Source organism: Streptomyces sp. NPDC045955 (assembly GCF_056430805.1).
Genome location: NZ_JBWKKY010000016.1, coordinates 72,368 through 96,245, shown reverse-complemented (window position 1 = coordinate 96,245; position 23,878 = coordinate 72,368). Strand labels below are relative to the sequence as shown.

General features: G+C 71.7%; 21 protein-coding genes and 1 pseudogene. 17 read left to right on the top strand and 5 right to left on the bottom strand.

Translation table 11 applies throughout. The annotated features are described in order from the left end of the window. Positions 1-2: 2 nt before the first annotated feature. Complete coding sequence (locus AC07F0_RS29205) at positions 3-590, bottom strand: pyridoxamine 5'-phosphate oxidase family protein (protein WP_478983048.1); 588 nt, start codon at positions 588-590, stop codon at positions 3-5. A 101-nt stretch (positions 591-691) separates the two neighbouring features. Next, the gene (locus AC07F0_RS29200; protein ID WP_478983047.1) at positions 692-1,630 is read right to left on the bottom strand and encodes a hypothetical protein; all 939 of its coding nucleotides are present in this window, start codon (positions 1,628-1,630) and stop codon (positions 692-694) included. 241 nt (positions 1,631-1,871) lie between these two features. On the opposite strand from AC07F0_RS29200, the pseudogene AC07F0_RS29195 reads away from it, so the two are divergent. From AC07F0_RS29195 to AC07F0_RS29175, 5 genes and pseudogenes are all read left to right on the top strand, one after another. Continuing rightward, positions 1,872-2,141: pseudogene (locus AC07F0_RS29195) on the top strand (hypothetical protein); the annotation flags it as partial. Between the two features lie 40 nt (positions 2,142-2,181). Beyond that, positions 2,182-3,615, top strand: a complete 1,434-nt coding sequence (argH, locus tag AC07F0_RS29190) for an argininosuccinate lyase (protein ID WP_478983046.1) — start codon at positions 2,182-2,184, stop codon at positions 3,613-3,615. A 152-nt stretch (positions 3,616-3,767) separates the two neighbouring features. After that, positions 3,768-4,739, top strand: coding sequence for an aldo/keto reductase (locus AC07F0_RS29185; protein ID WP_478983045.1), 972 nt, complete (start codon positions 3,768-3,770; stop codon positions 4,737-4,739). Positions 4,740-4,823: 84 nt separating this feature from the next. Continuing rightward, complete coding sequence (locus AC07F0_RS29180) at positions 4,824-5,375, top strand: TetR/AcrR family transcriptional regulator (protein WP_478983044.1); 552 nt, start codon at positions 4,824-4,826, stop codon at positions 5,373-5,375. Further along, positions 5,372-6,859, top strand: coding sequence for an MFS transporter (locus AC07F0_RS29175; RefSeq protein ID WP_478983043.1), 1,488 nt, complete (start codon positions 5,372-5,374; stop codon positions 6,857-6,859). The genes AC07F0_RS29180 and AC07F0_RS29175 overlap by 4 nt, the downstream gene beginning before the upstream one ends. Positions 6,860-6,894: 35 nt before the next feature. On the opposite strand, the gene AC07F0_RS29170 is transcribed toward AC07F0_RS29175, so the two are convergent. After that, positions 6,895-7,569 carry a lysophospholipid acyltransferase family protein gene (locus tag AC07F0_RS29170; RefSeq protein WP_020269491.1) on the bottom strand — a complete coding sequence of 225 codons (675 nt, stop codon included), beginning with the start codon at positions 7,567-7,569 and terminating at the stop codon, positions 6,895-6,897. Positions 7,570-7,983: 414 nt separating this feature from the next. On the opposite strand from AC07F0_RS29170, the gene AC07F0_RS29165 reads away from it, so the two are divergent. The 3 genes from AC07F0_RS29165 (at position 7,984) to AC07F0_RS29155 (ending at position 10,303) form a co-directional block, all read left to right on the top strand. Further along, positions 7,984-9,165 (top strand): glycerophosphodiester phosphodiesterase, encoded by a 1,182-nt coding sequence (locus AC07F0_RS29165; protein ID WP_478983042.1) that lies wholly within the window; start codon positions 7,984-7,986, stop codon positions 9,163-9,165. An 88-nt stretch (positions 9,166-9,253) separates the two neighbouring features. After that, positions 9,254-9,748, top strand: coding sequence for an RNA polymerase sigma factor (locus AC07F0_RS29160; protein WP_478983041.1), 495 nt, complete (start codon positions 9,254-9,256; stop codon positions 9,746-9,748). Between the two features lie 57 nt (positions 9,749-9,805). Continuing rightward, positions 9,806-10,303: a GNAT family N-acetyltransferase gene (locus tag AC07F0_RS29155; RefSeq protein WP_478983099.1), complete on the top strand. Its 498-nt coding sequence runs from the start codon at positions 9,806-9,808 to the stop codon at positions 10,301-10,303. A gap of 62 nt (positions 10,304-10,365) precedes the next feature. On the opposite strand, the gene AC07F0_RS29150 is transcribed toward AC07F0_RS29155, so the two are convergent. Further along, positions 10,366-10,797 (bottom strand): hypothetical protein, encoded by a 432-nt coding sequence (locus AC07F0_RS29150; protein WP_478983040.1) that lies wholly within the window; start codon positions 10,795-10,797, stop codon positions 10,366-10,368. After that, positions 10,778-11,137, bottom strand: a complete 360-nt coding sequence (locus AC07F0_RS29145) for a hypothetical protein (RefSeq protein WP_356925610.1) — start codon at positions 11,135-11,137, stop codon at positions 10,778-10,780. Before AC07F0_RS29145 ends, AC07F0_RS29150 begins: the two co-directional genes overlap by 20 nt. Positions 11,138-11,206: 69 nt before the next feature. Between AC07F0_RS29145 and AC07F0_RS29140 the strand changes: the two genes are divergently transcribed. From AC07F0_RS29140 to AC07F0_RS29100, 9 genes are all read left to right on the top strand, one after another. Further along, positions 11,207-11,857, top strand: a complete 651-nt coding sequence (locus tag AC07F0_RS29140) for an HAD family hydrolase (RefSeq protein ID WP_478983039.1) — start codon at positions 11,207-11,209, stop codon at positions 11,855-11,857. A 386-nt stretch (positions 11,858-12,243) separates the two neighbouring features. Next, entirely contained in the window at positions 12,244-13,278 is a 1,035-nt protein-coding gene (locus AC07F0_RS29135) for a methionine ABC transporter ATP-binding protein (RefSeq protein ID WP_478983038.1), read from the top strand. Continuing rightward, positions 13,275-13,982, top strand: a complete 708-nt coding sequence (locus tag AC07F0_RS29130; RefSeq protein WP_467370620.1) for a methionine ABC transporter permease — start codon at positions 13,275-13,277, stop codon at positions 13,980-13,982. The genes AC07F0_RS29135 and AC07F0_RS29130 overlap by 4 nt, the downstream gene beginning before the upstream one ends. Positions 13,983-14,044: 62 nt before the next feature. Continuing rightward, the gene (locus tag AC07F0_RS29125) at positions 14,045-14,866 is read left to right on the top strand and encodes a MetQ/NlpA family ABC transporter substrate-binding protein (protein ID WP_478983037.1); all 822 of its coding nucleotides are present in this window, start codon (positions 14,045-14,047) and stop codon (positions 14,864-14,866) included. Positions 14,867-15,006: 140 nt separating this feature from the next. Then, positions 15,007-15,639, top strand: coding sequence for a GNAT family N-acetyltransferase (locus AC07F0_RS29120; RefSeq protein ID WP_478983036.1), 633 nt, complete (start codon positions 15,007-15,009; stop codon positions 15,637-15,639). Between the two features lie 177 nt (positions 15,640-15,816). After that, positions 15,817-17,034 (top strand): precorrin-6y C5,15-methyltransferase (decarboxylating) subunit CbiE, encoded by a 1,218-nt coding sequence (gene cbiE, locus AC07F0_RS29115; protein ID WP_478983035.1) that lies wholly within the window; start codon positions 15,817-15,819, stop codon positions 17,032-17,034. A 367-nt stretch (positions 17,035-17,401) separates the two neighbouring features. Then, on the top strand, positions 17,402-21,607 hold the full coding sequence (cobT, locus tag AC07F0_RS29110) for a nicotinate-nucleotide--dimethylbenzimidazole phosphoribosyltransferase (protein ID WP_478983034.1): 4,206 nt from the start codon (positions 17,402-17,404) through the stop codon (positions 21,605-21,607). A 132-nt stretch (positions 21,608-21,739) separates the two neighbouring features. Further along, on the top strand, positions 21,740-22,981 hold the full coding sequence (gene cobA, locus AC07F0_RS29105) for a uroporphyrinogen-III C-methyltransferase (RefSeq protein WP_478983033.1): 1,242 nt from the start codon (positions 21,740-21,742) through the stop codon (positions 22,979-22,981). Between the two features lie 63 nt (positions 22,982-23,044). After that, the gene (locus tag AC07F0_RS29100) at positions 23,045-23,863 is read left to right on the top strand and encodes a TrmH family RNA methyltransferase (RefSeq protein WP_478983032.1); all 819 of its coding nucleotides are present in this window, start codon (positions 23,045-23,047) and stop codon (positions 23,861-23,863) included. Positions 23,864-23,878 lie beyond the last annotated feature (15 nt).

Below are 23,878 nucleotides of genomic sequence, written 5' to 3'. Positions count from 1 at the left end.
CCTCAGACCGTAGAGGGCGGCAGCGGCAACGGCAGCCCGGGCAGTCCGTCCAGGCTGGTCGCGATGTGCTCCTTCTTGGTGAAGTACTCGCTGAGCGAGGCGTCGTCCTCGCGGGCGAAACGCTTGCCGTGCAGGTCGCGGTCCGCCTCGTACGCCATGAAGGGCACGGCGTAGCCGCAGGTGTCGCGGACGAGCTCGGCCGTGACGACGATGATCGCGCGCAGCCCGTGCCGGGCCGGGTCGATGTCCGGGAAGTGGCCGAGCAGCTCCCCGAAACGCGGGTCGTCCCGGAAGACCGGCTCCCCGCGGCCGTGCACCCGGACGATGTTCGGCGGGCCCTGGAAGGCGCACCACATCAGGGTGATCCGCCCGTTCTCCCGCAGATGGGCGATGGTCTCGGCGTTGGACCCGGCGAAGTCGAGGTAGGCGACGGTGTGGTCGTCGAGCACCACGAAGGAGCCCTTGAGGCCCTTGGGGGAGAGATTGACCGTGCCGTCGGCGGACAGGGGAGCGGTGGCGGTGAAGAAGACCGGCTGCGCCTCGATGAACGAGCGGAGCCGGCCTTCTATGCGCTCATGAGTTTTTCCCATGCTGCCGATTATGACGCAGGTCTTTCGACTGTCTAAGAAAATTGCGAACCCGTGGCCGCCCCGGCCGGCGCTCACGCGGGGCGGCCACAGCGCCTGTCACCTCACTTGGTGAGCGTGCAGGCGGCCAGCGAGTCCAGACCGGCCGGCTTCTCGGCCGTGCGGCCGATGGCCGTGGCGATGCGGTTGACGGTGGAGATCCGCTTGTCCTCCAGCGGGCCGAGGATGGCGTTCTGGACGAAGTTCGGTCCGCCCTGGCCGACGGTGTCGACGAGACGCTTGTTGGCCTCCGCGACCTGCGTGTCCAGCAGCGCCAGGTTGCGGTCGACCTCGGCCTTCGCGGAGGCCGGGACCGCCGGCAGCTGGGACGCGACGTCCGGGCAGCTGATCGTGCCGGCACCGGCGTTGCCCGCCTCGCCGGCACCCGCGTCCTCGCCGGCACCCGCGTCCTCCCCGGCGCCCGCACCGGCCTCCGCGCCCGCGCCCGCCTCGGCGCCCGCGCCCGCCTCGGCACCGGCTCCTGCCTCAGCGCCCGCGCCGGCCTCCTCACCAGCGCCCGCCTCGCCACCCGCCGCCTCGCCCGCTCCGGCGCCGCCGTCGGCGTTGAGCTGGCAGGCGGCGAAGGCCTCCAGCCCCTCCGGCTTCTCGGCGGCACGCCCGATGGCGGTCTCAATGCGGTTCAGGGCGGCGACGCGCTTGTCCTCCAGCGGGCCGAGGATGGCGTTCTGGACGAAGTTGGGCCCGCCCTGCCCGACGGTGTCGATGAGGCGCTTGTTGGCCTCCTCGATCTGGGTGGCCAGATCGCCGAGATTGCGGTCGACCTCGGCCTTCGCGGAGGCCGGGATCTCCGGCAGCTGGCCGGTGACGTCCGGGCACGTGATGGTGCCGGGGCCCGCCAGCGTCCGGGCGTTCGTCCCGCCGCTGTCCGGCGTCTCCCCGGCGAGGGCGAAGCCGGCGATCACCGTGCCGGACAGTGCCACCGCGGCGGCGCCGCCGATGAAGCCGACGCGACGCTTGTTGTACTTCGGAAGAGCCCTGGACATGCGGATGCCTCACTAGGGGTCGGGGGTGTCGTCGGTGTCAAACGCGGCGCCTGCGTTCGGCGAGAGGTACGGGTAAGCGGTTTCGCGCGTTCAAAGGATCTTCAAAGTCATCTCGCATGGCCGGAATCAGGCCCTCGATCCGAGGTGCATTGACGAATCATGCGGAGGTCTGCATAATCATGCAGGATAGTGAGCGCAGGATGAGGGGAGGAAAGCCGTGACCGAGCGCGTCGTACTCCCCCCGCTCAAGCGCGCTCTCGACGGCTTCGTCAACGAGGCCAGCCTGCACGTCACCGGCGACATCCGGATGACCCTGCACGGCGGCCGCGCGGTCGTCACCGGCCGGCGCTCCGAGCAGTCGCTGTACGACGTCGACCTCGCCACGTACGACACGGGCGACACCTTCGACCAGTCCGCCGCCAAGGGTTTCATCGACATCTACAGCCTCGAAGATCGCGGCGCAGCGTCGACCGCGGACGCGGCCCGACGGGAACCCGGCGTAGGCATATAAAGGTCTGCGTCACATCCACACCTCTCTAGGAGCAACGCAAGTGAGCAGCAACAGCGGTGACGTACGGCTCTGGGGCGGCCGTTTCGCCGACGGTCCCGCCGAGGCCCTGGCCAAGCTGTCCGCGTCCGTCCACTTCGACTGGCGGCTCGCGCCGTACGACATCGCCGGTTCGCGTGCCCACGCGCGCGTGCTGCACAAGGCGGGCCTGCTCACCGAGGACGAGCTGACCCGGATGATCGCCGGGCTCGACCAGCTGGAGGCGGACGTCGCCGACGGCTCCTTCGTGGGCACCATCGCCGACGAGGACGTGCACACCGCACTGGAGCGCGGCCTGCTGGAGCGGCTCGGCCCCGACCTGGGCGGCAAGCTGCGCGCGGGCCGCTCCCGCAACGACCAGGTCGCGACCCTGTTCCGCATGTACCTGCGCGACCACGCCCGGGTCATCGGCGGCCTGATCGCCGAGCTCCAGGACGCGCTGATCGGCCTGGCCGAGGCCCACCCGGACGTGGCGATGCCCGGCCGCACGCATCTCCAGCACGCCCAGCCGGTGCTCTTCGCCCACCACGTCCTGGCCCACGTCCAGTCGCTGTCCCGGGACGCGGAGCGGCTGCGCCAGTGGGACGCGCGCACGGCGGTGTCGCCCTACGGCTCGGGCGCGCTGGCGGGTTCCTCCCTGGGGCTGGACCCGGAGGCGGTCGCGAAGGACCTCGGCTTCGAGCACGGCAGCGCCGGCAACTCCATCGACGGCACGGCGTCGCGGGACTTCGTCGCCGAGTTCGCGTTCATCACGGCGATGATCGGCGTCAACCTCTCCCGGATCGCCGAGGAGGTCATCCTCTGGAACACGAAGGAGTTCTCCTTCGTGACCCTGCACGACGCGTTCTCGACGGGCTCGTCGATCATGCCGCAGAAGAAGAACCCGGACATCGCCGAGCTGGCCCGCGGTAAGTCCGGCCGCCTGATCGGCAACCTGACGGGCCTGCTGGCCACGCTCAAGGCCCTCCCGCTGGCGTACAACCGCGACCTCCAGGAGGACAAGGAGCCGGTCTTCGACTCCATCGACCAGCTGGAGATCCTGCTCCCGGCCTTCACCGGCATGATGGCCACGCTCACGGTCCACCGCGAGCGCATGGAGGAACTGGCCCCCGCCGGCTTCTCACTCGCCACGGACATCGCCGAATGGCTGGTCAAGCAGGGCGTACCGTTCCGCGTCGCCCACGAGGTGGCGGGCGAGTGCGTGAAGGTCGCCGAGGCGGAGGGCAAGGAACTGAACGACCTGACGGACGAGCAGTTCGCCAAGATCTCCTCCCACCTCACGCCCGAGGTCCGCTCGGTCCTCAACGTCCCGGGCGCCCTGGCCTCCCGCAACGGCAGGGGCGGCACGGCTCCGAGTGCGGTGGCGATCCAGCTGGCAGAGGTGAAGGCGGACGTGGCGACCCAGCACGAGTGGGCCCTGGCCAAAAAGAAGAGTTGAGGGGAACGGACCCCAGGGGGCGCGGGGAACTGCGCGCTGAGCCCCGCAGAAGCCGCACTCGCGAACACACATCAAGCCCCGGGTTCTGAGGCGAAGGTCATCCCGGGGGTTACGTTGGTCGAAAGCCGCAGCCGACCGAACGGAGCCCCCGGATGCCCTTCGCCCGCCTGGCCAACGCAACAACCCCCACCTGCCACATCGGCCTCGGTCTCGCCGCCGTCGGACGCCCCGGCTACATCAATCTGGGTCGTGATCAGGACCTGCCGGCAGAGCGCACGGTCGACGCTCTGCGCGAGCGCACACACGAACTCCTGGACGCCGCCTACGCACAGGGGGTCCGCTACTTCGACGCCGCCCGCTCCTACGGCCGCTCGGAAGAGTTCCTCGCCGACTGGCTGAACACAAGGCCCGGCCTCGATGACATCGTCATCGGCAGCAAGTGGGGCTACACCTACACCGCCGACTGGTCCACCGACGCCGAGACGCACGAGGTCAAGGACCACACCCTCGCCGCCTACGAACGGCAGCGCGCCGAGAGCGACGCCCTGCTCGGCGACCGGCTCGACCTCTACCAGATCCACTCGGTGACCCCGGACAGCCCGGCCCTGACCGACAAGGAACTGCACGCGAAGCTCGCGGAAGCCGCCGCCCAGGGACTCACCATCGGCTTCTCCACCAGCGGCCCCGCCCAGGCGGAGGCCATCCGCGCCGCCCTCGCCGTGACGGTCGACGGCGAACCCCTCTTCCGTACCGTCCAGTCGACGTACAACGCGCTGGAGACCTCCGCCGCGCCCGCCCTGGCCGAGGCCCACGACGCCGGGCTCACGGTGATCGTCAAGGAGGGCATGGCCAACGGCCGGCTCGCCGGGCCGCACGCACCGGACGTCCTCAGGGAGATCGCCGAGGAGACCGGGCTGGGCTGCGACGCCGTCGCCCTGGCGGTGGTCTTGCGCCAGCCCTGGGCCGGAGTGGTCCTTTCCGGCGCGGCCACCACCCACCAGCTCGCCTCCAACCTGCACGCGGCGGTCGTCGACCTCGACGACGACCAGCTGACCCGCCTGGCCACGCTGGCCGAGGCACCGCAGGCTTACTGGGAGCGGCGCGGGCAGCTGCCCTGGCACTGACACTCCCGCACTCCTGACCGGCAGCCATGAGTCACGCATGCTCAGTGTGAGACATTGATGTCTCATATGGTGTACGGTTGTCTCATGGCTGTCGATCCTGACCACGTGCTGCGCACCGCCGCGGCCCTGCTGACCCGCAAATCCACCGCGACCATGGACGAGGTCGCCAAGGCCGCCGGGATCAGCCGCGCCACGCTGCACCGCCACTTCGCCGGGCGGGACGCCCTCGTCCGCGCGCTGGAGTCGCTGGGCATCGCCGAATGCGAGGCCGCGCTGGACTCCGCCCGGCTCGACGAGGGCACGGCGAGCGAGGCCGTGCGCCGGCTGGTCGGGGCCATCGAGCCCGCCGCCGGACTGCTCGGGTTCCTCTACACCGAGAACCAGCTCTTCGAGGGCGAGGAGCAGAACCCCGGCTGGACCCTGATCGACGACCGGATCTCCGCCCTGTTCCGGCGCGGCCAGCTCAGCGGCGAGTTCCGCATCGACCTCACGCCGGCCTGGCTCACCGAGGCGCTCTACGGCCTGCTGGCCTCCGGCGCCTGGATGGTGCAGAGCGGCAAGGGCGCCCCCAAGGACTTCCAGCACATGATCGTCGAGCTGCTGCTCGGCGGCGCACTCCGGAGAGAGGAATCATGACCAGCACCCTGCAGCCGGCTCAGACGGCCGAGGCGGTGAAGCGCCCGGGCCGCTGGCTCGCGCTCGGCGTACTCGTCCTCGCCGTGCTGCTGGTGGCCGTCGACGCGACCGTTCTCGGTCTCGCGACCCCCTACATCAGCGAGGACCTGAAGCCCTCCGGCACGCAGCTGCTGTGGATCGGCGACGTGTACTCGTTCGTCATCGCCGGTCTGCTCGTCTCCATGGGCAGCCTCGGCGACCGCATCGGCCGCAAGCGGATCCTGCTCGTCGGTGCGACGGCGTTCGGCGCGATATCCGTGCTCAACGCCTACGCCACGACACCCGAGATGATGATCGTGGCGCGGGCGCTGCTCGGCGTCGCCGGCGCGACCCTGATGCCGGCCACGCTCGCCCTGATCCGCAACATCTTCCACGACCCGCGGGAACGCAGTCTCGCCGTCGGCATCTGGGGCGCCACCGCCTCCGCCGGTACGGCCGTCGGCCCGATCGTCGGCGGGTTCCTGCTGGAGCACTTCTGGTGGGGCTCGGTGTTCCTGATCAACCTGCCCGTGATGGTCGTCCTGGTCGTCGTCGGCATCAAGCTGCTGCCCGAGTCGCGTACGGCGAACCCCGGTCCCTGGGTCGGTGTGGTGTACGCGGTCAAGGAGGCCGCCGCGCACGGCTTCGCGTGGGACGCGCTGGCCGCGGGCCTGCTGGGTGCCGCCGCCCTCCACGGCTTCGTACGCCGCCAGCTCACGCTGCCGGCCCCGCTGCTGGACATGCGGCTGTTCCGTCACCGCGGCTTCAGCGGTGCGGTGCTGGCCGACCTGCTGACCATCCTGGGCCTGAGTGGGCTGGTGTTCTTCCTCTCCCAGTACCTGCAACTCGTCCAGGGCAGGGGCCCGTTCGAGGCGGGCCTGGCGGAGCTGCCCGCCGCGATCGGCGCGGTGGTGGCCGGTCTGCTCGCGGGACGTGCGGCCCGGCGCTTCTCGGTGCGGGCCGTCGTCTCCGGGGGGCTCGCGGCGATCGGCCTCGCCCTGGCCGCGCTCACGGTGATCGACCAGTCCACCGGCTACCCGCTGCTCGGTGCCGCGCTGCTGGTGGTCGGCGTCGGAGCCGGCTTCTCGTTCACCGTGACCGCCGACGTGATCCTCTCCAGCGTGCCCAAGGAACAGGCGGGTTCGGCGTCCGCCGTGTCCGAGACGGCGTACGAACTCGGCGCGGCCCTCGGCATCGCCGTGCTCGGCTCGATCGTGACCGGCGTCTACAGCGACTTCACCGGCCCGGCGGGCACACCGGCCGCGGCCCACGAGTCACTGGGGGGCGCCGTCGAGGCGGCCGGGAGCATGCCCGCCCACACCTCCGCCGTGATGCTGGACGCGGCCCGCACGTCCTTCGTGGACGGCTTGGCGCTGGCGGCGGGGGCAGGCGCGGCGGTGCTGCTCGCCGCGGCCGTAGCGGCATGGTTCATGCTGCGCGGCCAACGGCTCGACGGCCGGCCTTGAGGGGCGCGGGGCTGTACCTGAGAAGCCGAACGGCGCTACGCGGCCTCTTTGGCCTTGCTCGCGTACATGTCCACGTACTCCTGCCCGGACAACCGCATGACCTCGCTCATCACCGAGTCGGTCACAGCCCGCAGCACGTACCGGTCCCGGTCCATCCCCTCGTACCGGGAGAACTCCATCGCCTCACCGAACCGGACCGTGACCTTCCCTGGCCGCGGCAGCCCCGCCCCGCCCGGCTGAAGCCTGTCCGTGCCGATCATCGCGAACGGCACCACCGGCGCCCCGGTCATCAGCGTGAGCCGGGCGATCCCGGTACGCCCCCGGTACAGCCGGCCGTCGGGCGAGCGCGTGCCCTCCGGGTAGATGCCGAAGACCTTGCCCTCCTCCAGCACCCGGCGTCCGGTCATCAGGGCGGCGACCCCGCCCCGGCCGCCGTCGCGGTCCACGGGGATCATGCCGACGCCGGTGAAGAACCAGGCCATCAGCCGACCCTTGAAGCCCTTCCCTGTTACGTACTCGTCCTTGCCGATGAAGAAGACCTGACGGTCGCAGACCAGCGGCAGGATCATCGAGTCGATGAACGTCAGGTGGTTGCCGGCCAGGATGACCGGACCGTCGCCGGGAATGTGCTCCGCACCTTCCACCTGAGGGCGGAACATCAGGCGCATGATCGGACCGAGCACTGCCTTGATGAGCGCGAAGCGGGACAACGGACCCTCCGGTGTCAAGGATTCTGTATGAGTCTGTGCAGGTGAGGACGATACTCGCGGCGCGGGGGATCGCGCACATCGGGCACGGCGACTTAACTGAGGCCTTACGTACTGTTGACGCGCATTTACCTGCGGTGACGCGCCCTGGACGGTGCGTGACCCGGCCGTCCCATGTGACGGACGTCGCTCCCCGGCCGTATCGGACGCGTTCCCAGAACCGCCGCACCGAATCGCCGGGACGCGACGAACCCGGCGTGCCGCCCACGTGCCGCCGACGAGCCGTCAGTTCGCCGCCCCCACCAGCCACTACGACATCCGTCGTCACCCGCGTGTTCCGCCCGGCGTCTCCCACTCGTCATGTACGCGCCCGTACGATCGCCCCGCACGGACGAGTTCACGGCAGGGAGGGCGCTCATGGGAACGCAGAGGCCGAACGAGGAAGCGAGCGGAACCGGACGGCGGGCCCTGCTCGGCGCGGCGGCATTCGGTGCCGGGGGAGCGGTCCTCGGCATGACCGGCACGGCGAGAGCCGACGGCGCCCGGACCGGCGGCGGACAGAGCGGGAACGGCGGGCTGAAGAGCCTGCCCAAGCCGACGATCGTCGGCCACCGCGGGGCCAGCGGCTACCGCCCGGAGCACACCTTCGGCTCGTACCAGCTGGCCCTCGACCTGGGTGCCGACATCGTCGAGGCGGGCGACCTGGTGCCGACGAAGGACGGTCACCTCGTCTGCCGTCACGAGCCGGAGATCGGCGGTACCACGGACGTCGCCGACCACCCGGAGTTCGCCGACCGCAAGAAGACCAAGCTCCTCGACGGCGTGTCCACCACCGGCTGGTTCACCGAGGACTTCACGCTCGCCGAGCTGAAGACCCTGCGGGCGATCGAGCGCATCCCGGCCAACCGCCCGCACAACACCCTCTACAACGGGCGCTGGGAGATCCCCACCTTCGAAGAGGTCCTGAAGTGGCAGGACGAGCAGACCCGCGCGCGCGGCAAGCAGGTGTGGATCTACCCCGAGCTCAAGCACCCCACCTACTTCCGCAAGCAGGGCCTGCCCCTGGAGGAGCGGGTCGCCAAGCTGCTGCGCAAGCACCGCAAGGACCGGCGCACCTCCCCGGTCATCATCCAGTCCTTCGAGCCGACCAGCGTCGAGCGCCTCGACAAGCTCGTCGACAACCCCCTGGTCGTCCTGCTGTCCTCGGCGGACAGCCGCCCCTGGGACTTCGTCGAGACGGGCGACCCGCGCACCGTCGCCGACCTGGTCAAGCCGGCCGGCCTGCGGGAGATCGCCTCCTACGCGCAGGGCATCGGCCCGACCCTGGACCTGGTCATCCCGCGTGACGCCAAGGGCCACCTCACCCAGCCGACGGCACTCGTCCGGGATGCCCACCAGGCGGGTCTGATCCTGCACCCCTGGACGATGCGCAACGAGAACCCCTTCCTGCCCGCGAACTTCCGCAAGGGCACGGACGCGGACGCCTACGGTGACGTCTTCGGCGCGTACAAGGCGTACTTCGCGACCGGCATCGACGGCGTCTTCACCGACCAGCCCGACACGGGCGTACTGGCCCGCGAGGACTTCGTCGGCGACTGAGCGTCAACATCCGAGTCCACACCCCTCGGTCGGGTGACCTTCGGCCGCCCGGGCAACCCATGCCCCGGGCGGTCGCGTCGCTCCGCATATGACGCCCGACCTGGTCACCGCCCTGCGCCCGCTGCTCACCGCCGAGGCATCCGCGGAGGCGTATGCCGCCGGAGCCGACGCGGGCGACCTGGAGCAGGCGGTCTGGCTCCGTCTGCTGGAGCGCCTCGACGCCGAGGGGCCGCCGCTCGACCCGCAGGAGTGGCTCCGCCGAGCCGTCCGCTCGGAAGCGCGCCGCACCCGCCGTACGAGCCGCCGCGAACAGCCGTACGCCGTCGAACCGGTCGACGACGGTGACGACGCCCCCGAACGGCTCGCCCTCGCCGCGGCCCGCGGCCGTGCCCTGCGCGCGGCCGTGCGCCGCCTCCCGGGCCGCTGTCCCCGCCTGATGGAAGCCCTGCTCTCTCCCGAAGACCTGACATACCGGGAAATCGCAGGGGAGTTGGGTATCTCACAGGGGAGTCTTGGCCCGGAACGTTCCAGATGCCTGGGATGTCTGCGGAGATTACTCACGCCGGAGGTTGCGGCCCGCTGAGGACGGGGATAGGAGTGAGGAACGACCGGTGATCAGATGAGCGGGAGGCGTGCGCACATGGGCATGAGCGTGACCATCTCTGCGGCGACCGAGCAGGACGCGGAGCAGATCTTCAGGCTGCAGTACCTGTGTTTCCAGCCGGAGGCGGCGCTGTACGGGAACTACCGCATCGACCCGCTCGTCCAAACCCTCGACTCGGTCCGCGAGGAGGTCGCCCGTGACTGCGTCTTCGTGGCCCGGCTCGGCGACGAGGTCGTCGGCTCGGTGCGCGGCTCGGTCACCGAGGACGGCGCCGCCGCGATCGGCAAGCTCTGCGTCCACCCCCGCCTCCAGGGGCACGGCATCGGCGCCCGCCTGCTCCGGGCGGCCGAAGCGGCCCTCACCGACCAGCACGGCGCCACCCGCTTCCGCCTGCACACCGGCCACCGCAGCGAGGGCAACCTCCGCCTCTACCGCAAGGTGGGCTACGAAACGGTGGGCACGTCCCAGGGCGCGGACGGCGTACCGATGATCGTCCTGGAGAAGCCGGCCAGTACGTACGCGGCGACGGCGTGAAACCTTAGGGGCGCGGGGCACTGCGCGAACAACCACCTTCGGCCCGCAGCCGCCTGATCACCTCAGGCGGCATCCCCATCCCGCGAACGCGAAGCGCGCAGCCAGTAGATCGCCGACACCGGCAACAGGATCGGGATGAACAGATACCCCATCCCGAAGTCCGACCACACGGTCGCGTCGGGAAACGCCGACGGCTCGACCAAGGTCCACGTCCCCACCGTCAGCACCCCCACCAACTCCACGACACAACACACGAGCGCCGCCCGCCGAGCCGTCTCCCCACCCCGCACCAGCGAGTACGTGATGAACCCGTACACGACACCCGCGACGGCCGACAGCGCGTACGCGAGCGGCGCCCGGTCGAACTCGGTCGCGATCTGGTAGGCCGACCGCGACACCGCTCCCACGACCATCACGCCGTACAGCCACACCAGCAGCGTGCCGGGCCCACTGATCAGCCGCCGCCGGCTCACCTCAGCCTCCCCAGATGTCATAGAGCCGCACCTCCAGCACAGCCAGCACCACACCGCCGGCGGCGACCGTCACCGAACCCCACCGGGTGCGCTCCGCCAGCGACATGAACCCCGCCGCCGGGACACACGCGAACGCCCCGAGCAGATACGCCACGAAGATCGTCGTGCCTTGCTCGGGCTTCTCGCCCTGCGCCAGCAGCACGATCCCCACCACCAGCTGGACCAGCGTCAGCAGGGTGACCACGGCCATCCCGATGAAGTGCCAGTCCTTCGTCGGCTGGTCACGGTAGGCGGCCCAGCCGCACCAGGCGGCGAGCAGCAGCGCGGCGACGCCGGTCACCAGCGTCAGGGCATCAAGCATGCTGCGACCTTATTACGCCCGAAAAGGCCCGGTGCTTCCGGCCCTGGCCTGCACCGTAAGGTCGAGGGCATGAAGATCCACGCGCACGCCCTGCTGTTCGACAACGACGGAACCCTCGTCTCCTCCCTCGCCTCGGTGGACCGCTGCTGGACGCGGTGGGCCACGGAGTACGGGATCACGGCCGAGGAGTTCGCCCGGGTCGAGCTGCACGGCCGGCCGGCCGCCGAGATAGCCGCCGACCTGCTGCCCGCCGACGTGGTGCCGCAGGCCGTCGCGCGGATCGAGGACCTCGAGGTGGAGGACGTGCCAGGCGGCGGGGTGCACCTGCTGCCGGGGACCCGAGCCTTCCTCGACGCCCTGCCCGTCGAGCGCTGGGCCGTCGTCACCTCCGCCACCCGGCGGCTGGCCGAGGCCCGGCTCGACGCCGTCGGCATCCTGCCCAAGACGCTCGTCGCCGCCGATGACGTCACCCACGGCAAGCCCGACCCCGAGCCCTATCTGCTCGCCGCCCGCACCCTCGGCGTCGACCCCGCCCGGTGTGTCGTCTTCGAGGACGCCCCCGCGGGCCTGACGGCCGGCCGCGCCGCCGGCATGACCACCGTGGCGTTGACCACAACCCACCAGGCCCACGAGCTCCAGGCCGACCTGGTGGTCGAGAACCTGTCGGCCCTGTCGGCACTGGTCACCGAGCAGGGTGTCGAGATTTCCCTGCGCGGCTGACGGAAGACGGCGGATCCCGCCCCCTGTCCACCGCTGTCCAGCATCCGGACAGCGGCGGCCGGTCAGGACCGTACGCGTGTTTTACTGACGGCATGACCACGACGAGCGACCGCATCCCCGCGACCGAGGCGACCATGACGCCCGGTGCTCGTTGTATGTGTCGAATGTGCGCCTTCTAGAGGGCCCCCGCATCACCCCCCGAGCTCGCGCCCCGAAGCGAGACCGCGGCATGTCCGCACGCCCTGAGCAGTGCGTGACACCAAGCCGCCCGCGCACATGTTCTCCCCGGTTCCACGCCTCAGCGAGAACCGTGTCGCGTCCCTGAACGAATGCCTCTGTGCCCGGGCACACCCACGCCCGCGCACTCGACAGTGACGGAAACCCACGTGATCACCACAACGGACCTGACCAAGGTCTACCGTTCGCGCGGCCGCGAGGTCACCGCCCTGGACGGCGTCGACCTGCACGTCCGCGAAGGCGAGGTGTACGGCGTCATCGGCCAGTCCGGCGCCGGCAAGTCCTCGCTCATCCGCTGCGTCAACCTCCTGGAGCGCCCCACCTCCGGCACCGTGACGGTCGCCGGGCAGGACCTCACCGCCCTGGCCGGCCGCGGACCGCGCGCCGGAAGGGAACTGCGGCAGGCGCGCAGCCGGATCGGCATGGTCTTCCAGCACTTCAACCTGCTGTCCTCCCGGACCGTCCAGGACAACGTCGAACTGCCGCTGGAGATCCTCGGGAAGTCCGGGCAGGAACGCTCCCGCAAGGCGCTGGAACTGCTCGACCTGGTCGGCCTCGCCGACAAGGCGAAGGCCTACCCGGCGCAGCTCTCCGGCGGTCAGAAGCAGCGCGTCGGCATCGCCCGCGCCCTGGCCGGCGACCCGAAGGTGCTGCTCTCCGACGAGGCCACCAGCGCCCTCGACCCGGAGACCACCCGCTCGATCCTGGCGCTGCTGCGTGACCTGAACCGGCAGCTCGGCCTGACCGTCCTGCTCATCACGCACGAGATGGACGTCGTGAAGTCGGTCTGCGACTCCGCCGCACTCATGGAGAACGGCCGCATCGTCGAGTCCGGCACGGTCAGCGAGCTCCTGGCCACTCCCGGCTCCGAACTGGCCGCCGCGCTGTTCCCGCTCGACGGCGAGGCCTCCGGCGAGGACCGCACCGTCGTCGACGTCACCTTCCAGGGCGAGAGCGCGACCCAGCCCGTCATCTCGCAGCTCGCCCGCACCTACAACATCGACATATCGATCCTCGGCGCCGCCATCGACACCGTCGGCGGCCTCCAGGTCGGCCGGATGCGCATCGAACTGCCCGGCCGCTACGAGGACAACGTCGTGCCGATCGGCTTCCTGCGGGAAAAGGGCCTCCAGATCGACGTCCCAGGCCGCGAGTCCGTACTGGTGAAGGAGGGTGCCAAGTGACCTGGTCCGAGATGCAGCCCCTGCTGGAGCAGGCGTGTTGGGACACGCTCTACATGGTCGGCTGGTCCACGCTCATCGCCGTCGTCGGCGGACTGCCGCTCGGGATCCTGCTGGTTTTGACCGACCGCGGCGGCCTGCTCCAGAACCTCGCCGCCAACAAGGTCATCGGGCAGATCGTGAACATCGCCCGCTCCCTGCCGTTCATCATCCTGATGGTCGCGCTGATGACCTTCACCCGCTGGATCACCGGCACCACCATCGGCCGCGAGGCCGCCATCGTGCCGCTGGCCATCGGCGCCATCCCCTTCTTCGCGCGGCTGGTCGAGACGGCCGTCCGCGAAGTGGACCACGGGCTCGTCGAGGCCGTGCAGGCCATGGGCGGCAACACCTGGACCGTCGTCCGCAAGGTCCTCGTCCCCGAGTCCCTGCCGTCGCTGATCTCCAGCACCACCACCACGATCGTCGCCCTCATCGGCTACTCGGCGATGGCGGGCACCGTGGGCGCAGGCGGCCTCGGCGACATCGCCATCCGCTACGGCTACCAGCGCTTCGAGACCCAGCTGATGTGGATCACCGTCGCGATACTCGCCGTCGTCATCTCGGTCATCCAGTTCGCCGGCGACTACGCGGCCCGCTCCCTGCACCGCCGCGGCGCCCACTCGGGTCCCGCCCCGAAACTGCGGCTGCTCAAAGCCGCCTCCTGAACCCCTCGTCCACCCACGACGAGGTCGCACCACTCGCAAGGCCATAAGGAAAGGCACTTTTCGTGCGTAACACCGCCAAGATCACCACCGCCGTTCTCGCCGCCGGAGCCCTCACCCTCGGGCTCAGCGCTTGCGGCGCGGGCGACTCCGGCTCCGACGGACCCCTGATCGTCGCCGCGAGCCCCGTCCCGCACGCCGAGATCCTGAACTACGTCAAGGACAACCTCGCCCAGAAGGAAGGCCTCGACCTCCAGGTCAAGGAGTTCACCGACTACGTCACGCCGAACACGGCGACGCAGGACGGCTCCGTGGGCGCCAACTACTTCCAGAACAAGCCGTACCTCGACGACTTCAACAAGAAGAACGGCACCGACATCGTGCCCGTCGTCACGGTTCACCTGGAACCGCTCGGCCTCTACTCCCACAAGGTCAAGAAGGCCGACGACCTGAAGAGCGGTGCGACCGTCGCCATCCCCAACGACACGGTCAACGAGGCCCGCGCCCTCAAGCTCCTCGCGGCCAACGGGCTCATCACCCTCAAGGCGGGCGTCGGCAACGAGGCGACCCCCTCCGACATCTCCAAGAACCCCAAGAACCTCAAGTTCAAGGAGCTGGAGGCGGCCCAGACGCCGCGCTCCCTCGACGACGTGGACGCCGCCGTCGTCAACGGCAACTACGCCCTCGAGTCCGACCTCAAGCCCTCGAAGGACGCCCTCGTCCTGGAGTCCCCGAAGAACAACCCGTACGGCAACTTCCTCGCCGTGAAGAAGGGCGAGGAGAACGACCCGCGCGTGAAGAAGCTCGCGAAGCTCCTCACCTCGCCCGAGGTGAAGAAGTTCATCCAGGACAAGTACACCGACGGCTCCGTGCTCGCCTCCTTCTGAGCCCACGCCCGGCACCCGTCACGCACGGGGTCCTCCCTCACCCGGTGGGGAGGACCCCGTGGTGCGGATCAGTGCTTTCATGCTGCATGCTGGGCAGTTCAGCAGGCCCCGAAGGTTCACCGAAGGTTACGGAGCGGCGCATGACGAGCACCTTTCCCAACGTCTCCATCAGCACGGAGCGGTTGGTCCTGCGCCCCTTCGAGGAGCCGGACATCCAGTCGTTCGCCGACATGATGAACGACGAGCTCGTCACCGCCTGGACCACCGTCCCGCACCCCTACACCGAGGCCCACGCGCGCTCCTGGATCACCGAACAGGCCCCCGCCGAACGGGCCGAGGGCCGCGGCATCGTCTTCGCCGTCACCGAGTTCCTCACCCAGCGCCTCGTCGGCATCGTCCACCTGCGGAACACCGACTGGCGGATCCGCTCCAGCGAGCTCTCCTACGTCATCGCCCCGTGGGCCCGCGGCGAGGGCTACGCCTGCGAGGCGGCGCTCATCACCGCGCAGTGGCTCTTCAACGACCAGAAGTTCGAGCGCCTGGAACTGCGCACCCCGGCCGACAACACCGCCTCCCAGCAGGTCGCTCAGAAGATCGGCTGCATCAGCGAGGGAGTGCTGCGCGGCGCCTGGATAGCCCGGGCACGGAGGGACGACGGCGCGTGGACCGAGGTACGCACCGACCTGATCGTCTGGAGCCTGCTCCCCGAGGACCTCGACGGCGTGGGCGACCAGTTGCCCGGCGGCTTCACCTCCTTCGGCGACTGGAACTGACGCCGGCGACCGGAAACCGGCCGGAACCGACCGGAACGGACACCGCGCGCGACGGCACCGCCGCCCCCTCCACCGGCTTCACCGGGTACTCTCACGGAGCCCGCCCGCGGGCAGCTCATCACACGGCACGAACGACTGACACAGACGACCTGCGCAAACCTCTGGAGACTGACGACGATGGCCGACCGGGTCACGGTGATCGGCTGGGACGGTTCGCCGCTGACCGCCGCGGCACGCGCCGCCCTCGGTGCCGCCACGCTCGTGGCGGGCGCCGCCCACCACCTGGCGCTCCCCGAGGTACCCGCCGGCGCCGAGCGCATCCGCCTCGGCAGCGTCGCACTCGCCGCCCGCCGCATCGCCGCCCACCGCGGCACGGCCGTCGTGCTCGCCGACGGTGACCCCGGCTTCTTCGGCGTCGTCCGCACCCTGCGCGCCCCCGAGTTCGGCCTCGAAGTGGAGGTCGTCCCCGCCGTCTCCTCGGTCGCCGCCGCCTTCGCCCGCGCCGGCATGCCCTGGGACGACGCACAGGTGGTCGTCGCACACCGACGCACCCTGCGCCGCGCGGTGAACGTGTGCCGCGCCCACACCAAGGTGGCGGTTCTCACCTCACCCGGCGCCGGACCCGCCGAACTCGGCCTGCTCCTCGAAGGAGTCCACCGCTCCTTCGTCATCTGCGAGGAACTCGGCACCGCGCACGAGCGGGTCAGCGTCGTCACCTCCGAAAAGGCCGCCGACTTCACCTGGCGCGACCCCAACGTCGTCATCGTCCTCGGCGGTCCGGCCGGACCCGGCACCACGAGGGAGAGCGGCTGGATCGCCGGCCGCGACCCGTCCGCCGGACCGCGCGGCTGGTCCCTGCCCGCCGAGGCGTACGGCGGTGACCTCGGCGAGGGCGAGACCCAGCTGCTGCGCGCCTCCCAACTCGCCCGTCTCGGACCGCGTGTCGGCGACCTCGTGTGGGACATCGGCTGCGGCAGCGGCGCCTTCGCCGTGGATGCCGCGCGCGCCGGCGCCGCCGTCCTCGCCGTCGACAGCGACCGGGCGGCCTGCGCCCGCACCGACGCGGCCGCCCGCCGCCTCGGCGTCCAGCTCCAGATCGTGCACGGCACCGCCCCGCACGTCCTGGAGAACCTCCCCGAACCCGACGTCGTCCGCGTCGGCGGCGGGGGAGCGGCCGTCGTCTCGGCCGTCGCCGACCGCCGTCCGCAGCGCATCGTCACGCACGCCGCCACCCGGGACGCCGCCGAACTCATCGGCCGGGACCTGACGGAGCACGGCTACGGTGTCGAGTGCGCCCTGCTCCAGTCCGTCGAACTCGACACCCGGGCCTGGACGGAGAAGGAACGGAGTGTCGCGTTCCTGCTCAGCGGGGTGCTGCCGCGCCGCAGCGGCTGACCCCGCCGCCGTCCCCGTGATCGGGTTGTCGTACTGCGCGCGGTAGGCTGGCCGATCGCTGCACCGCACGCGGACGTCCGGCAGTTCGTCGGCCAATGTCCGGAAAACCCGCCCGTTTTGGGGGGAGTGTGGTACGGCAGAACCGGAGGACGCGCAACGTGGCGCAGTCCACAGCGGAACCGTCGCGGATCGAGGTGCCGTGACGGTGCTTCGGCCGCAACAATGCCACTGAGTGGCTTTGTCGCCTTTTCCGGGCGGGCCGTTCGTGCCGCTGGGGACGCACGCTCGTTCTTCACTGTGGGGCGGTCGGTGCGCCGTTCCGGGTGAGCTGGTCGTAGGAGCACTAACCGATGGGCGAGGGGTACGCATGACCGACACCGGCCAGGTCCCGGGCGAGGGACTGCCGGAGAACGCAGGCATGGTGGAACAGCCGGGCGCCTCCGCGCACGGTGCGTACGCCTACCTCTCCGAAGACACCGCCGAGGACGAAGACCTGCTGCTGCCGGGCTCGCATGGCGCCTGGGGCAACGAGGTCGCCCCGCCCGCGCCGGAGCCGGTGGTCGAGGCCGTCCACCAGCCGGGCCCGCACGAGATCTCCGGCCGCGACAGCGGCTCGGTCGACCTCGGCGGCGTCCGCCTGCCCGACCCGCCGCCGATCCCGCCCATCACCCCGCGCCGGCCGTTGCACCTCGGCCCGCCCCTGCCCGACAGCTCCGCCAGCCCGGTCCGCTCGCTCGCCGACCGCGGCCCGGCGGAAGCGCCGGCACGACAGTCCGCGGGCGCGGCGCCCGGCCCCGAGTACCTCGACGCCCCGCGCGCCCCTGAGGCGCCCGCGCCGGCTGCCGCGCCCTGGGGCGCGCAGGTTCCGGCCCAGGCCCCGGTGAGCGCCGGGGCGGCGCCTGCGGAAACGGTTGTTCCGGCAGCGGAGCAGGCGGGCACGGCCCAGGCCGTCGCCACCCGCGTCGCCCCGGAGCCGGAGCCTGCGCCTGCGGCAGCGACGGCCCCGGCCGGGTCGGCGCAGGGTGCTTACGCCGGGCAACCTGTGCAGGATGCCAACGCCGAGCAGCCCGCGCAGGGTGCGACGGCGCCGGGCGAGCCCGCCGGTGCCCCGGTGGCTTCCGGCGAGCCGGAGCAGGCCGTTCCCGCCGAGGGTGCGGTCGTTGTGGGTGACCCCGCCGGCGTGGGCCCCGGCACCGGTACCTCCGGGGAGCAGGTGGCCGCGGCTGAGCCCGGAGTCGCCGGTGAGCCGGCTGGTGTGAGCGGCGGCCCGGATGGTGAGCCAGTGGCCGTGACCGTGGCCGAGCCCGTGCAGGGCGCGCCGGTTGAGGCCGAGCCGGCTGGTGCGGGCGACGGTCCGGTGGGTGAGCCGGTGGTCGCGGCGGAGCCGGAGCAGGGCGAACCCGAGCAGGGCTCGGGTGTTGTGGGTGACCCCGCCGGCGCGGGCGTCGGCCAGGAGGCCGCGGCCGTGGCCGCTTCCGAGCCGGTTCCGGGGGAGGCGCCGGCGTCGGTCGTGCACGGTCCCGGCCAGGATGGCGAACCGGCGCTCGCCGATGGTGCTCCCGGCGCACCCGGGCCGGATGCCGCCGGCGCATCCGCCGACGGTGGTGAGCAGGCCCCGGCCTCCGCCCCTGCCCCGGAGGCCGCCCCTGCCCCGGAGGCCGCACCGGTGCCCGAGGCGGTCCCGGCCCCGGAGGCCGCTGCCGCGCCCGAGCCTGCTGTCGTAGCCCCGCCCGAGGCGGATGCGGCGCAGACCGTGCCTGCTCAGGCGCCGGACACGACTGCGCGGACACCGGCGGCGGGGGTCGTCCCCGAGGCCGCCGCGCAGGAGCCGGAGGCCAGTGGGGACGAGACCGCCGCGCCCGCCACTGAGCCGATCGCGCCGCAAGCTGCCCCCCAGGCTCCCGAGGCAGCCGTGCAGGAACCCGAGATGACGGCACCGCAGACCGCGGCTGCCACGCCTGAAGCGCCCGCCCCTGCCCCCGAGGCGCCTGCCCCGGCGACCGAAGCGCCCGCCCCGGTAGCCGGCGCTCCGGCTACCGAGGTCCCTGCGCCCGCCGATGTGCCCACTCCGGCCGCACCCGCCGCCGCACCGGAGGCCCCCGAAGCCCCCCAGCCTCCTGCCGCAACGGCGCCTCCTCAGCCCATCGAGACGGCCCCCCCTGACTCCGCAGCAGAGGCCCCCGCACCTGCCCATGCGGCACCCCCCGCGACCGCCGAGGCAGCGGCGGCGGTACCGGCTCAGGAACCCGCAACACCCGCGCCCGGCCCCACAGCCGAGCCGGCGGCGCCGGCGCCCGAGCCGGTGGTCACCACACCGGAGCCGACGGCCGCCGTGCCCGAGCCGGTGGTCACCACACCCGAGGCGACGGCCGCCGTGCCCGAGTCGGTGGTCACCACACCCGAGGCGACGGCCGCCGCGCCCGAGCCCACCGCAGCCACCCCTGCCCCCGCGGCATCGGAGGCCTCCGAAGCTCCCCAGTCCTCACAGACCCCCCAAACCCCCCAGTCCTCACAGACTCCCCAAACCCCACCCCAGACCCAGGAGACCCCCCCGGCACCCGCCGAGGACGTCACCGTCGTACTCCCCGGCACGGCCCCGGACGAGCGGGCCGGACAGCACGTCCAGGGCCCGCAGCAGTCCCAGGCCGCCGTCCCCCAGCCGGCCCAGCCCGAGGCGGAACCCGTGGTCATCGTCCCCGCACCCCGCGAAGGCGACGCCGAACTCGCACAGAACGCCGACGACCTGGACACCCGGGGCGCAGAACAAGAAGACCTGGCGGACCAGGAACGCCACGAAGCAGAGAGTGCGGCCGCAGTGGGAGAAGCACGGCAGTCCACCGGTCCCGCCGCCCCCGGCTACGAGCCGGCCGAGCGCGAGGCCGTACTGAAGGTCATGCGCGAACGCCGCGACATCCGCAACGGCTTCCGCAGCGACCCCATCCCGCACGAGGTGCTGCTCCGTGTCCTGGAGGCCGCCCACCACGCGCCCTCCGTCGGCCACTCGCAGCCCTGGGACTTCGTCGTCATCCGCTCCGCCGACACCCGGCGCGCGATGCACGAACTGGCCATGCGCCAGCGCGACGCCTACGCGAAGTCCCTCCCCAAGGGCCGGGCCAAGCAGTTCAAGGAACTGAAGATCGAGGCCATCCTCGACACGCCGGTGAACATCGTCGTCACCGCCGACCCGACCCGCGGCGGCCGCCACACCCTCGGCCGCCACACCCAACCCCAGATGGCCCCGTACTCGGCCGCCCTGGCCGTGGAGAACCTCTGGCTCGCCGCCCGCGCCGAAGGCCTCGGCGTCGGCTGGGTCAGCTTCTTCGACGAGCGCGAGATGGTCCGCGCCCTCGACCTGCCCGAGCACCTCGAGGTCATCGCCTACCTGTGCGTCGGTTACGTCGACGAGTTCCCGGACGAGCCCGAGCTGCTGCAGGCGGGCTGGTCCAAGCGCCGCCCGCTGTCGTGGGTCGTGCACGAGGAGACGTACGGCCGACGCGCACTGCCCGGAGAGGAACCGCACGACCTGCTCGCCGAGACCGTCGCGCAGATCCGCCCGCTCGACGCCAAGGCGCTCGGCGAGGCGTGGGAGCGCCAGAAGCGTATGACCAAGCCGGCCGGTGCGCTGGGCATGCTGGAGATCATCTCCGCGCAGCTGTCCGGCCTGTCCCGCCAGTGCCCGCCGCCCATCCCGGAGCCCGCCGCCGTCGCGATCTTCGCCGGGGACCACGGCGTGCACGCGCAGGGGGTCACCCCCTGGCCGCAGGAGGTCACGGCCCAGATGGTGGCCAACTTCCTCGGCGGCGGAGCCGTCTGCAACGCCTTCGCCACCCAGGTCGGCGCCGAGGTCTGCATCGTCGACGTGGGCGTCGCCGCCGACCTCCCGGCCACGCCGGGCCTGCTGCCCCGCAAGGTCCGGGCCGGCACGTCCGACATGACCACCGGCCCCGCGATGACCCGCGAGGAGGCCAAGCAGGCCATCGAGGTGGGCATCGACACCGCCCGCGACCTGGTCGCCGCCGGCAACAAGGCACTCCTCACCGGCGAGATGGGCATCGCGAACACGACCGCGTCCGCCGCCCTGATCTCCGTCTTCACGGGGGTGGACCCGGCCGAGGTGACGGGCCGCGGCACCGGCATCAACGACGAGACCCTCGCCCGCAAGACCGAGGTCGTCCGCCGTGCCCTCGAACTCCACCAGCCGGACCCGGCCGACCCGATCGGCGTGCTCGCCGCGATCGGCGGCTTCGAACACGCCGCCATCGTCGGCCTCCTCCTCGGCGGCGCGTCGCTGCGCACGCCGGTGATCCTGGACGGCGTCAGCGCCGGCGCCGCCGCCCTGGTGGCGCGGGCCATCGCCCCGGAGGTCCTGGCGGCCTGCATCGCAGGCCACCGCAGTGCCGAGCCAGGCCATGTGGCCGCCCTGAACAAGCTCGGCCTGCGTCCCCTGGTCGACCTCGACCTCCGCCTCGGTGAAGGCACGGGCGCCCTCCTGGCCCTCCCCCTGGTCCAGAGCACGGCCAGAGCGATGCACGAGGTGGCGACGTTCGATTCGGCGGGAGTGACCGAGAAGTAAGGCACCTGTGGCTCCGGTGGTCCGTGTCCGGCGAGGACGCCCAGCCACCGGACACCTGTGCCCCCACAACGACTCGCACCTTAAAATCCGCACGTCAGGGCATTGAACCCGCCGCAACAGGAGCCGCACCCCATGGCCGAACACCCCGCCTACCCCGTAGGCCTCCGCCTCACCGGCCGCCGCGTGGTCGTCCTCGGCGGCGGCCAGGTCGCCCAGCGCCGCCTCCCGGCGCTCATCGCCGCGGGCGCGGACATCCTCCTGGTGTCCCCCGAGGTCACCCCCTCCGTAGAGGCCATGGCGGACGCCGGTGAAATCACCTGGCACCGGCGCCCCTACGAGGAGGGCGACCTCGCGGACGCCTGGTACGCGCTGATCGCCACCGGCGACACGGAAGCGAACACGAGGGCCTCCGCCGAGGCGGAACGCCGCCGCGTCTGGTGCGTCCGCTCCGACGACGCCGACGAGGCGACGGCCTGGACCCCGGCCACCGGCCACAGCGAGGGTGTCACGGTCGCCGTGCTGACCACGGACGCCCGCGGCCGCGACCCCCGCCACACCGCCGCCATCCGCGACGCGGTCGTCGAGGGCCTGCGCGACGGCACGCTCGTCGCCCCGCACCACCGCACCCGCACACCCGGAGTCGCCCTGGTCGGCGGCGGCCCCGGCGACCCGGACCTGATCACCGTGCGCGGCCGCCGCCTGCTCGCCGAGGCGGACGTCGTCATCGCGGATCGCCTCGGCCCGCGCGATCTCCTCACCGAACTCCCGCCCCACGTCGAGGTGATCGACGCGGCGAAGATCCCTTACGGCCGCTTCATGGCCCAGGAGGCCATCAACAACGCGCTGATCGAGCACGCGAAGCAGGGCAAGTCGGTGGTCCGCCTGAAGGGCGGGGACCCCTACGTCTTCGGCCGCGGCATGGAGGAACTCCAGGCGCTCGCCGAGGTCGGCATCCCCTGCACGGTCGTCCCCGGGATCTCCAGCTCGATCTCGGTCCCGAGCGCGGCCGGTATCCCGGTCACCCACCGCGGCGTCGCCCACGAGTTCACCGTGGTCAGCGGCCATGTCGCGCCGGACGACGAGCGCTCCCTGGTCGACTGGCCGTCCCTGGCCAGGCTGACCGGCACGCTGGTGATCCTCATGGGCGTCGACAAGATCGGGAAGATCGCGGAGACGCTCGTCGCCCACGGAAAGCCGGCCGACACCCCCGTCGCCCTCGTCCAGGAGGGCACCACGGCGGCTCAGCGCCGAGTCGACGCGACCCTCGCGACGGTCGCGGAGACGGTCCGTACCGAGGACGTGAAGCCTCCCGCGGTCATCGTCATCGGCGAGGTCGTGAAGGTCGGCCCCACGGCCGCCGCGCCCCGCGAGTAACCCGGGGTAACACAACCGTCCCAAGCCGTTGGCACCGCACCCAGGACAAGGCAGTATCACTCTGTGGCCGATCTCATCACCGTCGAGGATCCCGACGACCCGCGCCTGCGCGACTACACCGGCCTGACCGACGTGGAGCTGCGCCGCAAGCGCGAACCCGCCGAGGGCCTGTTCATCGCGGAGGGCGAGAAGGTCATCCGAAGGGCCAAGGAAGCGGGCTACGAGATGCGGTCCATGCTGCTCTCGGCCAAGTGGGTCGACGTCATGCGCGACGTCATCGACGAACTCCCCGCCCCGGTCTACGCGGTCAGCCCGGAGCTCGCCGAGCAGGTCACCGGCTACCACGTGCACCGCGGCGCGCTCGCCTCCATGCAGCGCAAGCCCCTGCCCACGGCCGCCGACCTCCTCCAGACCGCCCGCCGCGTGGTGATCATGGAGTCGGTCAACGACCACACCAACATCGGCGCGATCTTCCGCTCCGCCGCGGCCCTGGGCATGGACTCGGTCCTGCTCTCCCCGGACTGCGCCGACCCCCTGTACCGCCGCAGCGTCAAGGTTTCCATGGGCGCGGTCTTCTCCGTGCCGTACGCCCGTCTGGACACCTGGCCCAAGGGCCTGGAGTCGGTCCGCGAGGCGGGCTTCACACTCCTCGCCCTCACCCCCGACGAGAAGGCCCGGCCCCTCGACGAGGCCGCCCCGCACACCATGGACCGCGTCGCCCTCATGCTCGGCGCCGAGGGCGACGGCCTCTCCACCCAGGCCCTGGTCGCCGCCGACGAGTGGGTCCGCATCCCCATGTCCCACGGCGTCGACTCCCTCAACGTGGGCGCGGCGGCGGCCGTCGCCTTCTACGCCGTGGCCACCGGCCGCCCTCAGTCCTAGGTCCTGGGGGGCAGT